This is a genomic window from Herbiconiux aconitum (genome assembly GCF_024979235.1).
Lineage (GTDB): Bacteria > Actinomycetota > Actinomycetes > Actinomycetales > Microbacteriaceae > Herbiconiux > Herbiconiux aconitum.
Map to the genome: position 1 here is coordinate 690,739 of NZ_JANLCM010000002.1, position 11,158 is coordinate 701,896.

General features: G+C 68.1%; 10 protein-coding genes. 4 read left to right on the forward strand and 6 right to left on the reverse strand.

All coding sequences use genetic code 11. The features are described 5' to 3' along the window. The first annotated feature begins 28 nt into the window (after positions 1-28). Together N1027_RS14805 and N1027_RS14810 are read left to right on the forward strand one after the other, a co-directional pair. The gene (locus tag N1027_RS14805) at positions 29-631 is read left to right on the forward strand and encodes a sulfite oxidase-like oxidoreductase (protein WP_259508899.1); all 603 of its coding nucleotides are present in this window, start codon (positions 29-31) and stop codon (positions 629-631) included. An 18-nt stretch (positions 632-649) separates the two neighbouring features. Next, complete coding sequence (locus tag N1027_RS14810) at positions 650-1,378, forward strand: FAD-binding oxidoreductase (RefSeq protein WP_259508900.1); 729 nt, start codon at positions 650-652, stop codon at positions 1,376-1,378. Between the two features lie 455 nt (positions 1,379-1,833). Here N1027_RS14810 and N1027_RS14815 read toward each other — a convergent pair whose 3' ends face one another. The 3 genes from N1027_RS14815 to N1027_RS14825 form a co-directional block, all read right to left on the reverse strand. Continuing rightward, positions 1,834-2,184: a VOC family protein gene (locus N1027_RS14815; protein WP_259508901.1), complete on the reverse strand. Its 351-nt coding sequence runs from the start codon at positions 2,182-2,184 to the stop codon at positions 1,834-1,836. Between the two features lie 2 nt (positions 2,185-2,186). Then, entirely contained in the window at positions 2,187-3,662 is a 1,476-nt protein-coding gene (locus N1027_RS14820; RefSeq protein ID WP_259508902.1) for a peptide MFS transporter, read from the reverse strand. Between the two features lie 78 nt (positions 3,663-3,740). After that, complete coding sequence (locus N1027_RS14825; RefSeq protein WP_259508903.1) at positions 3,741-5,558, reverse strand: DEAD/DEAH box helicase; 1,818 nt, start codon at positions 5,556-5,558, stop codon at positions 3,741-3,743. Between the two features lie 83 nt (positions 5,559-5,641). On the opposite strand from N1027_RS14825, the gene N1027_RS14830 reads away from it, so the two are divergent. Continuing rightward, positions 5,642-6,433 (forward strand): SGNH/GDSL hydrolase family protein, encoded by a 792-nt coding sequence (locus tag N1027_RS14830; RefSeq protein WP_259508904.1) that lies wholly within the window; start codon positions 5,642-5,644, stop codon positions 6,431-6,433. Between the two features lie 15 nt (positions 6,434-6,448). Here the strand turns inward: N1027_RS14830 and N1027_RS14835 are convergent, their stop codons facing one another. From N1027_RS14835 to N1027_RS14845, 3 genes are read right to left on the reverse strand one after another with little or no spacing between them, the layout of a single operon-like run. After that, positions 6,449-7,699 (reverse strand): D-alanyl-D-alanine carboxypeptidase family protein, encoded by a 1,251-nt coding sequence (locus N1027_RS14835; RefSeq protein WP_259508905.1) that lies wholly within the window; start codon positions 7,697-7,699, stop codon positions 6,449-6,451. 25 nt (positions 7,700-7,724) lie between these two features. Further along, positions 7,725-9,284, reverse strand: coding sequence for an APC family permease (locus N1027_RS14840; protein ID WP_259508906.1), 1,560 nt, complete (start codon positions 9,282-9,284; stop codon positions 7,725-7,727). Between the two features lie 43 nt (positions 9,285-9,327). Further along, on the reverse strand, positions 9,328-10,164 hold the full coding sequence (locus N1027_RS14845; RefSeq protein ID WP_372499777.1) for a TrmH family RNA methyltransferase: 837 nt from the start codon (positions 10,162-10,164) through the stop codon (positions 9,328-9,330). 123 nt (positions 10,165-10,287) lie between these two features. On the opposite strand from N1027_RS14845, the gene N1027_RS14850 reads away from it, so the two are divergent. Continuing rightward, positions 10,288-11,139, forward strand: coding sequence for a Sir2 family NAD-dependent protein deacetylase (locus N1027_RS14850; protein ID WP_259508907.1), 852 nt, complete (start codon positions 10,288-10,290; stop codon positions 11,137-11,139). The last annotated feature ends 19 nt before the right edge of the window (positions 11,140-11,158 follow it).

The following is an 11,158-nucleotide window of genomic DNA, read 5'->3' on the forward strand; positions in this document are numbered from 1 at the left end:
CTTATCGCACCAACGGGAGGAGAGCACCATGGGCATCGTGACCCCCGGATTCTTCGGGAAAAGGCGTGAGGCAGACCCTCATCTGCCACCTGGGCAATACGAGACGAAAGATTTCCCGGTGCTCTCCGCCGGCCCGACTCCCAACATCCATGAGGGAGAGTGGGAGTTCTCGATCACCAACGAGTCGGGCGACGTGAAGCGCTGGTCGTGGGACGAGTTCATGGCGCTGCCGATCGAGAACGTCGACACCGACATCCACTGCGTCACCCGCTGGTCGAAGTTCGACACGAAGTGGCGGGGGGTCTCGCTCGACACCCTGTTCGCCGAGATCGAGACGGATGCGGACTTCACGATGGCGCATTCCTACGGCGGCTACACCACCAACGTTCCGCTTGAAGACCTGCTGGAAGGCAAGGCCTGGGTCGCGTTCGAGTTCGACGGCGAACCCCTCGACCCCGAGCACGGCGGCCCGGCACGACTGCTCGTGCCGCACCTGTATTTCTGGAAGAGCGCGAAATGGGTCACCGGCCTCACCATGCACGAGACCGATGAGCTCGGTTTCTGGGAGGTCAACGGCTACCACGCCTATGGCGACCCGTGGAAGGAACAACGCTATTACTACGACTCCTGACGCCCGATACTGAACCCGATGAAATGGGCAATCGCCGACGTGGTCGGCGTTCGTGAGGAGACACCCACGGCGCGCACGATCATGCTGCGCATTCCCGGCTGGACCGGGGCTCTCGCCGGCCAGCACATCGACATCCGGTTGACCTCACCCGACGGCTATCAGGCCGCTCGGTCGTACTCCCTGTCGTCGGCAGCGGGTGCCGAGTTCGCGTCGGTGAGCATCGAGCTGATGCCCGACGGGGAGGTCTCGCCGTACCTCGTGAGAGGTGTGAGCGTGGGTGACCAGCTCGAGGTGATCGGGCCGCTCGGCGGCTGGTTCGTCTGGAAGCCGACACAGCCCGAGCCGCTTCGGCTGATCGGCGGCGGTTCGGGCATCGCCCCACTCGTCTCGATGCTGCGCACCCACGCCGAGGCCAAGAGCACCGCACCGGCCCACCTGCTCTACTCGGTGCGCTCCCCCGACTACGTCTACTTCCGTGACGAACTCGATGCGCTGGCGGCGGCCGCCGACGCCGAGGTGACGATCCAGTACACCCGGCACGCCCCCCAGGGCTGGACGGGCACCGTCGGCCGCCTGGATGGCGCGCGGGTGACGTCGTGGGCGGCGAGCACCGCTCCGGCCGACGGCGGCACGGTCTCCACGTACATCTGCGGGCCCACCCGCTTCGTCGAATTGGCAGCCGACACCCTGGTGGCGACGGGAGCCGACCCGCTGACGGTGCGCACGGAACGGTTCGGCGGGGCGTAGGGGTACCGCGCCGCGTTCTTCGGGCTCGCCCGGCCTTCGGCTGGGCGGGCCCTTATTGCTCGCGCCGCCGCTTCTGCGGCGCGAGGCGACATGTTCGGCCGAGGTCGGAGGGCCCGGCCTGCGGTCGGACCCTCCGGCCTCGGCCTCACCCTGGGTCGTCGAGCGCGGCCCGCGGCCTGCGGTCTCGTGCCCCACGACTTGGGAAACGAGAACGAAACGACGGAGGCGGCGCGGCACTGCGGGCGGACGCTCCGTAGTTGCCGGTGTGGGGCCCGAAACTCCGTCGTTTCGCACACGAGCGCACGGCACGGCACGCAACAGGCCCTACTCGACGACCCAGGGTGACGGCGAGGCCGCGAAGCGACCTCACCGGAACATGTCGCGCGGCGCCGGGCAGGGACCGGCGCCGCCCGAGGACGCCGCGCGAAGCACGGCGCCCGAGGCAACCAGCACAGCTACCCAGCCTTCACGACGCACCACTCGTTGCCCTCGGGGTCGAGGAGCACCTGGAAGGTGCCCACCGCATCGCTGTGCACCGGCCCTTGTCGTGCCGCTCCGAGGCGCTCGGCGGCATCCGTCGCCTCCGGCACGTCGTCGACGGCGACGTCGAGGTGCACCCTGTTTTTCGCGTTCTTGCCCTCCGGCACACGCTGAAAGGCGATACGGAGCCCTGTGGGGCTGTCGAAGTACGACCAATCGGGGCTGCGGTCGGTCGGCGCCGACCCACCCAGCACCTGCTGCCAGAAGCGCACCAGGGCGGCCGGCTCCGCGCAGTCGAAGACCACCTCGTCGAGTGAGCCGAGCATCCTCACCTCACCCCCTGCATCATCTTTCGCACCCACGGTGCGGCCGCGATCAGGGCAGCGCCCACACCGATCGCCACGAGCCCTGAGATGCCGAAGTAGGGCACCTCGTCGTTCTCGTTGTAGAAGGCGGCGAGGATGCCCGACAGGGCCGTTCCGAGGGCGATGGAGAGGAAGAACAGGGCCACCATCTGCGTCTGGAACACCTTCGGCGCGAGTTTGGTCGAGAGCGACAGCCCGACCGGCGAGAGCAGCAGCTCGGCGATGGTGAAGACGAACAGGATGCCGACCAGCGCGATGAGCGGTGTGCCGTGCGCCCCGGTGCCCGAGAAGGGGATGAACAGCAGGAAGGCGAGACCCATGACGATCGCGGCCGCGGCGAACTTGTACGGCGTGGCGGGCTGCTTCGCGCCCCATTTCGTCCAGATCGCCGCGAAGACCCCGGAGAGGATGATGATGAAGATCGGGTTGATCGACTGCACCCACGCCACCGGCATCTCCCAGCCGAACAGGTTGAGGTTCAGGCGATCGTTGGCGTACAGGGTCACGACGGTGAACTGCTGCTGGTAGAGGGCCCAGAACGCGACGCTCGTGATGAACATGGGGATGAAGGAGAACACCCGGCTCCGCTCGGTTCCGCTGATGCGCTTGCTCGAGAGGATGATCACGAAGTACGCGATCGAGGCCGCGAGGGTGATGATCGCGACGGCGGCGGCGAGATTGTCGGCGTTCAGCACACCGATGAGCACGGCCACGACGATCAGCACCACCGCCCCGACCGCGACACCCACCATGATGAGCCGGTGGTTGCGGGGCAGCGGGTTCGGCACGGCCTTCGCTTCGGGCGGCAGCGAACGACGTCCGAAGGAGTACTGGGTCAGGCCGATGGCCATCCCGACCGCCGCCACGGCGAACCCCACGTGGAAGCCGAAGGAGGTCTGCAGGAGTCCGGTGAGCAGCGGCCCCAGGAACGCTCCCAGGTTGATGCCGAGGTAGAAGATGGAGAACCCGGCGTCGCGTCTCGGATCTTTCTCGGTGTAGAGCGTGCCCACGACCGAGGTGGCGTTGGCCTTCACCCCGCCGGATCCGAGGGCGATCAGGATGAGACCGGCTGCCAGCCCGGGGATGCCCGGGATGAGCGAGAGCGCGATGTGCCCGGCCATGACGACGATGGCCGAGTAGAACAGGGTGCGCTCGGAGCCGAGCAAACGGTCGGCGAGCCACGCGCCGAGGATGGTGGCGAGATACACCGACCCGCCGTACGCCCCCACGATGCCCACCGCAACCGGTTTCGGGATGCCGAGACCGCCCTCGGCGACCGTGTAGAACATGTAGAGCAGCAGGATGCCCTGCATGCCGTAGAACGAGAACCGCTCCCACATCTCCACGCCGAAGATGTGCACGAGGGCGAAGGGTTGCCCGAAGAAGGTGCGCTCCTTCTTCGTCGGAACTCCTGGAGGCGGCGCTGTCTCAGTCGTCATGCAGCCATAGTGGCACGGTGAAAGCGCAAATCACGCGAGCTTTTCGCCCCTTGTTCCCGGGCGCCCGCTCGCGACCGCTCAGTGCCCGGCGGACATCCACTTACGCACGGTGACGATGCGGGCCTGAAGCTGGGTGACGCTCGCCTGCGCGACGGCCGGGCCGCCGCAGATGCGCCGGAGCTCGGCGTGGATGAGACCGTGCGGCTCGTTCGCCGTCTTCGACCAGAGGCCGACCAGGCTGTTCAGAAGAGACCGCTGCTCCTTCAGAGTGCGGTAAAGGGGGGCGGGCACTCCCCCGTCGTCGGCCGCCGGGGTCGCCGCCTTGTTGGTCTTGGCGTGCTTCTGCTGGCGGGCCTGGCGGTGCTGCAACAGGTCTTTCACCTGCTCCGGCTCCAGGATGCCCGGCAGCCCCAGGAAGTCGAGCTCCTCTTCGCTGCCCACCACCGCTTCGAACCCGAACTCGCCGCCGTCGTAGACCACACGATCGAAGGTCGCTCCCGAACTGATGGCCTGGAAGGCGAACTCGTCCGTCAACCGCTCGGAGGCCTTGGAATCGCGGTTGGCCTCGGCCATCATGGCGTCTTCGGGGTTGTAGAAGTCGCCCTCGGGGTCGGAGCCGTCGTCGCGACGGTCGAGCGCGTGGTCGCGCTCCAGCTCCAGCTGGGCCGCCAGCGCCATGAGCGAGGGCACATTGGGCAGAAAGATCGAGGCCGTCTCGCCGCGTCGGCGTGCCCGCACGAAGCGGCCCACCGCCTGGGCGAAGAACAGCGGGGTGGAGGCGCTCGTCGCGTAGACGCCGACCGCGAGCCGCGGCACGTCGACGCCTTCCGACACCATCCGCACTGCCACCATCCAACGCTTCGACGACTCCGAGAACTGCTGGATGCGGTCGGAGGCCTCTTTCTCGTCGGAGAGCACGACCGTCACGGACTCGCCGGAGATCGACTCGAGGATCGCGGCGTAGGCCCGTGCCACGGTCTGGTCGGTGGCGATCACCAGGCCTCCCGCATCCGGGATCGCCTGGCGCACCTCGGTGAGCCGTTTGTCGGCGGCGCCGAGCACCTGCGGAATCCACTCCCCGTTCGGATCGAGCGCCGTGCGCCAGGCCTGCGAGGTGATGTCTTTGGTGTTGCCCTCGCCGAGCCGCGCCTCCATCTCGTCGCCCGCCTTGGTGCGCCAGCGCATGTGCCCGGCATAGACCATGAAGAGCACGGGGCGCACCACGCCGTCTTTGAGCGCGCGGCCGTAGCCATAGCTGTAATCGCTGCGGGAGACCCGGATGCCGTGCTCGTCGGGCGCATATTCCACGAACGGGATGGGCGAGGTGTCGGAGCGGAACGGCGTTCCCGTGAGAGACAGCCGGCGGATGGCGGGCTCGAACGCCTCGCGCACGGCCTCGCCCCAGCTCAGCGCGTCGCCGCCGTGGTGCACCTCGTCGAGGATGACCAGCGTGTTCGCACCCTGGGTGAGTTCGCGGTGCAGCGCCGGCCGGGCCGCCACTTGCGCATAGGTGAGCGCCACTCCGTGGAAGTGCCGCCCGAAACGGGATTCGCTGTTCTTGAATCCGGGGTTGAGGCGCACGCCCGCGCGGTCGGCCGCATCCGCCCACTGCCGCTTCAGATGCTCGGTGGGCGCGACCACGATCACGCGGTCGACGGTGCGCCGGTGCAGCAGCTCCGAGGCGAGGCGCAGGGCGAAGGTGGTCTTGCCGGCGCCCGGTGTCGCGGCGGCGAGGAAATCGCGGGGCTCGTGTTCGAAGTAGGCCGTGAGCGCCTCTTCTTGCCAGGCGCGGAGGCGGCCGGCGGTACCCCACGGTGCGCGGCCCGGAAAGGAGGGCGGGAGGTGGCCTGCTGCACTCGTTCCCGGAGCGGGTTCGAACAGCGGCAGGTTGGTCACGATGTTCGAGGATACCCCGTGCCGCTGACACCGTCGGTCGTACCGCCTACTCTGGAAGACGGTTCGAAAGGAGCATCTCGCAGATGACTCAGCCTCATCCCTGGCGACGGTATGTCGCCCTCGGCGATTCGTTCACCGAAGGCATCGGCGACCCCGAGCCGGAGAGCCCCGGCGGCTACCGCGGCTGGGCCGATCGCGTGGCGGAGACGCTCGCGATGACGGCCGATGGGGAGTTCTCCTACGCCAACCTGGCCATCCGAGGCCGGCTCCTGCAGCAGATCATGGACGAGCAGATCGAGCCGGCGCTCTCGCTGCAACCCGACCTCATCACGATCTCCGCGGGGGGCAACGACGTCATCCGTCCGGGCACCGATCCCGACGACATCGCGGCTCGATTCGAAGTGGGCATCCGGCGGCTGCGGCACGACGACGCGACCGTGGCGATCTTCACCGGGGTCGACACGAACTTCACGCCGGTGTTCCGCGGCATCCGCGGCAAGGTCGCCATCTACAACGAGAATCTGCGGGTGATCGCCGATCGCTACGACTGCATCGTGGTCGACCAGTGGGGCCTCAAGGCCATCCAGAACCCGCGGATGTGGGCCGACGACCGTCTGCACCTCAACCCGCTCGGCCACCACGAGGTCGCCCGGCGCGTGCTCGAAGCCCTGAACGTCGACAACAATCTGGTGCCGGGCGAGCCGGAGCCGCTCCCCCGCACCGGCTGGCGCCACGCGCGCGCCGAAGACCTGGTCTGGGCGCGGATGCACCTGGTGCCCTGGGTGATCCGCCGCATCACGCACCGCTCGAGCGGTGACGGTGTCGCGCCCAAGCGCCCCACCCCCCAGCCCATGGACGTGGCGAAAGACGAGTGAGCTCGGCTTCGTGCGTCAGCGGAACGGATGCGTGAGCCGCCACCACGCGTCAGGTCCGTCGAGCTCGCCCGCCAGGGTGAGCGGCACCGTGAGCTCCCCGCCGCCGAGCGTCGTGCCCGTCACCGTGTAGCGGGCCGTGCCGACCTCGGTTCCGGAAGCGCCGTTCGAGAGCTGCTGAGCCTCCACCTGGCGCGTGGCGTCGACCTGTGACCACACGATCTCGCTGAGGGAGCCGCCGGCGACGATGTCGGCCGTCGTTCCCCAGGGGGTGGAGTAGCTGCCGATGACGTCTCCGGCGGTCACGAGCGACAGCGTCTGGAAGCCGCTCCGCGCGCTCTGCAGCAGAGCCAGAACGGCAGCGTGCAACTCATCCTCGCCGGCCGCTCCGAGCACCACTCCGACGAGCTGCACCGTCTCGTCGCCGGCCGCGACGTCGGCGGAGAACAGCAGGCAGAAGCCCGCCTCGTCGGTGGTTCCCGTCTTCACGCCGTCGATGCCATCGGTGCCGATCAGTGTGTTCGTGTTCTCGATCTCGCCGAGCTGCGGCAGCTGATCGCTCGCGGTGCCCACGATGCCCCCGAGCACCGGGTCGGCGAGCACCATCGACGCGATCGACAGCAGATCGCGGGTGCTGCTGCGACTGCCCGGGTCGAGCCCCGACGTGTCGACCACCGTGGTTCCACTGAGCCCATGGTCGGCCAGCCACGTGGCGGCCGCCGCGAGGTAGGCCTCGGTCGATCCGAAGGCCCAGTTCGTGAGGGTGACGCTGTAGTTGTTGGCCGATTCGAGCATCATGATCTCGAGCACCTGGCGCTCCGTCAGTACCTGACCGGGGTAGACGGATGCCCACGAGCCGCCCTCCGCGATGGTCGCCTGCAGAATGGCGGCGTCGGCATCCGTCATCGTCAGTTCGGGGCCGTCGCCGCCCTCGGGGATGGGCTTCGCGTCGAGCACCACGAGAGCGGTGACCGATTTCGTGATGCTCGCGATGGGCACCGGATCGGCCGTTCCGCTCGTGCCGAGGGTCGTGACGGCGTCGGCGCCGGCGTCGCCGGCCGCGAGCCCGATCGCGCTCGCCCCCACCCCGGGTGTGGCGAGCGTGACGGCCGTCGATGACACGGGGGCGGCATCCGGGATCACCGCTGTCGCCGCGGGAACGGGCGACAGCATCGCCACAGGAACGTAGGTGCCCAGCAGGGCGACGATCACCAGGAGGGAGCCCACCACGATCCGCCGCCGCCGGTATTGCGCACGGCTAGGACTCACCCGGCCATCCTATTGGCCGATGGCGCTACATCAGACCGCCGTCGACCGAGCGCAGGAGCACCGGCTCGTCTTCGGGCACCATCACGGCGGTGTCGCGGTTGAGGCTCTCGCCACGGTAGAACGGCTTCGACGCCGGGAAGAAGAACCACACCACCATCAGCACCACGCCCACCGCCAATGCGCCGACGCCGACCACGAACACTCCACCGATGCCCCAGATGACCGTGTACCCGTAGTCGGGGTTGTACATGTCGATGGCCGACTTGATGAAGGCTGCCGTGAGCATCAGGCCGCCCAGCAGCGGGAACAGGCCCTTGAAGAAGAAGTTGCGGGCGCTGGTGAAGATCTCGCGCTTGAAGTACCAAACGCAGGCGTAGGCCGTGATGGCGTAGTAGAACGCGATCGCGAGGCCGAGCGAGAGGATGGTGTCGGAGAGGATGTTCTCGCTCACCAGGGTCATGCCGATGTAGAAGGCGATGGCGACGACGCTCATGAAGATCGTGGCGAACCGCGGCGTGCGGAACTTCGGGTGCACCCGGCCGAACGCGGCCGGCAGCGCCTTGTAGGTGGCCATGGCGAGTGTGCCGCGTGCGGTCGGCAGGATCGTGGTCTGGGTCGACGAGATCGCGGAGACGCAGACGGCGATCACCAGCAACCACGCGAAGGGCCCGAAGATGGCTTCTTTCAGGGCGAGGAACACGTCTTCGGCGTTGTTCTCGTTGCCGAGCCCCATGCCGGAGGTGCCGAGGCCGGCGTAGGCCATGGCGGCGACGGTGACCGAGACGTAGGTGACAACCAGGATGACGGTGGAGAGCACCGCCGCGCGCCCGGGTGTGTGCTTCGGATCCTTCGTCTCCTCGTTCAGCGCGAGACAGGTGTCCCAGCCCCAGTAGATGAACAGGCAGAGCAGGATGGCCTCGGTGAAGCCCGACAGGGAGGTGAAGGCGAAGGGGTTGAACCAGTCGGCTTGCGGCAGCGTCGAACCCTCGGGCGCGGTGCCGGCGAAGACGTTCCAGAGGGCGATGCCGACGAAGAGAGCCAGCGCGAGGTACTGGATGCCGAGCAGGACGTTCTGCAGCCGCTCCCCGAGCTCCAGGCCACGCACGCTCACGAACGTCATCACGGCGATGAAGACCACCCCGGTGGCAGTGACCAGCGGAACGTTGTCGTAGAGGTCGGGATTGTCGGTGAGGAGCCAGAGGTACTTGCTGCCGATCTGCGCGAGGTTCGCGAGCACGACGATGCCGGCCACCGCGAGACCCCAGCCGCCCATCCAGCCCACCCAGGGACCGAAGGCTTTCGTGGCCCAGGTGAAGGAGGTGCCGCAGTCGGGCACGGCACGGTTGAGTTCACGGTAGGCGAACGCGGTGAGCAGCATCGGGATGAAGGCGAGGATCATCGCGATCGGCGCCTGCGCGCCGACGGCCAGCACCACGAATCCGATCGTGGCGGCGAGCGAGTAGACCGGCGCAGTGGAGGCCAGGCCGATGACGGTCGATCCGAACAGGCCGAGAGTTCCGGCGGCCAGGCCTTTGCCAGAGGAGCGAGCCGGTGTTTCGGCTGGAATGGCGGTCTTCTCACTCATGGCGCACCTCCCTTGGTTCGGTAGGGAGAGCATAGTGCAGGGGTCAGCGTTGCGACATGAACCTCACGGCATAGAGCGCGACCGCGCTCGCCGACGCCACGTTCAGCGAGTCGACCCCGTGCAGCATCGGGATCTCCACGCGCACGTCGGCTGCCGCCAGGGCGCGACGGCTGAGTCCGTCGCCCTCGGTTCCGAGCACGATCGCGACCCGCTCCGGAAGCGCGGCCGCGAACTCCGGCAACGACACCGAGTCTTCGCCGAGGGCGAGCGCCGCGATCGTGAAGCCGGCCTCGTGCAGCATCGGCGCGGCATCCTTCCACTCACCGATGCGTGTCCACGGCACCTGCAGCACGGTGCCCATGCTCACGCGCACGCTCCGCCGGTAGAGCGGATCGGCGCAGCGCGGACTGATCAGCACCGCGTCGGCTCCGAGACCCGCCGCTGAACGGAAGGCGGCACCCACGTTGGTGTGGTCGACGATGTCTTCGAGCACGACGACCGTGCGCGCCCCGGCCAGCAATTCGCGCGGGTCGGGCAGCGCGGGGCGGTGCATCGATGCGAGGGCGCCACGGTGCATCTGAAATCCGGTGAGCCGCTCGAGCTGCTCGTCGCTCGCCACGAACACCGGAACCTCGGGGAAGCGCTCGGCCACCCATGCGAGGTCGGGCAGCCATTTCTCCTGCAGCAGCACCGAGCGCGGCCGATGTCCGGCCGCCACCGCCCGCTCGATCACCTTGCTCGATTCGGCCAGATACAGTCCGCCCGCCGGCTCAAGAATGCGACGGAGCGCCACGTCGGTCAGGTCGGCGTAGTCGGAGAGCTCAGGATGCTCGAGGCGGGCTTTGTCGAGGCTGTCGCTGTCGACGCCGGCGATGCGGATGACGGGCACGGTGCCCTTTCTGTCGGGAGGTTCGCGGTCAACTCTGCCAGGCCGGAAACATTCCGGAAAACTTCGCTGTTTAGACTCTCAAGTGGCCGGTCTCTCAACCGGCGAGGAGGTCTCATGGTTTCGCTCGTGTCTTCGGCATCCGAGGCGCCGACGGAGCGTGCCCTCGACGAGGCCGTGGAGGTGCTCGGAGGCAAGCGGATCGTCGTGCTCACAGGAGCCGGGGTGAGCACCGACTCCGGCATCCCGGACTATCGGGGCGAGGGCGCCCCCAAGCGCAATCCGATGACCTTCGACCAGTTCCTCGGCAGCGAGTCGTATCGCAAGCGCTATTGGGCGGGCAGTCACCTCGGGTGGAAGATGTTCGACGCCGCCCGGCCGAATGACGGCCACCGCATCCTCGCCGATCTCGAAGACGGGGGTCTCGTCACCGGCGTCGTCACCCAGAACGTCGACGGCCTGCACGCCCGCGCCGGCACCAAGCACCTGGTCGACCTGCACGGGTCGATGGACCGGGTGACCTGTCTGCGTTGCGGCCAGAGTTACGCCCGTGCCGGCATCGCGGAACGCATCAGCGAGGCCAATCCCTGGCTCACCGAGCCCGAGCTCGTGCGCATGGCACCCGACGGCGACGCCGAGGTCTCCGAGTACGAAGCCTTCGTGGTTCCCGCCTGCACCGTGTGCGGAGGCACCCTGAAGCCCGACGTGGTGTTCTTCGGCGAATTCATTCCCACCGAGAAGTTCGCGGAGGCCTCCTCGATGGTGGCGTCGTCGGACGCGATGGTGATCGCCGGCTCCTCGCTCGTCGTGAACTCGGGCATCCGTCTGCTCGAGCAGGCGCGACGTCGCAAACTCCCGGTCGTGATCGTCAACCGCGGCATCACGAAGGGCGACGGGCGCGCCACCGTGAAGATCGACGCCGGAACGACCGAGACGCTCCGCACGATCGCCTCGCGTCTCCTGCCGTAGCCTCTCTTCGGCACCCCGG

Coding starts and splice junctions, on each gene's coding strand:
- N1027_RS14805 (WP_259508899.1), top strand. CDS start 29: ATGGGCATCGTGACCCCCGGATTCTTCGGGAAAAGGCGTGAGGCAGAC.
- N1027_RS14810 (WP_259508900.1), top strand. CDS start 650: ATGAAATGGGCAATCGCCGACGTGGTCGGCGTTCGTGAGGAGACACCC.
- N1027_RS14815 (WP_259508901.1), bottom strand. CDS start 2,184: ATGCTCGGCTCACTCGACGAGGTGGTCTTCGACTGCGCGGAGCCGGCC.
- N1027_RS14820 (WP_259508902.1), bottom strand. CDS start 3,662: ATGACGACTGAGACAGCGCCGCCTCCAGGAGTTCCGACGAAGAAGGAG.
- N1027_RS14830 (WP_259508904.1), top strand. CDS start 5,642: ATGACTCAGCCTCATCCCTGGCGACGGTATGTCGCCCTCGGCGATTCG.
- N1027_RS14840 (WP_259508906.1), bottom strand. CDS start 9,284: ATGAGTGAGAAGACCGCCATTCCAGCCGAAACACCGGCTCGCTCCTCT.
- N1027_RS14850 (WP_259508907.1), top strand. CDS start 10,288: ATGGTTTCGCTCGTGTCTTCGGCATCCGAGGCGCCGACGGAGCGTGCC.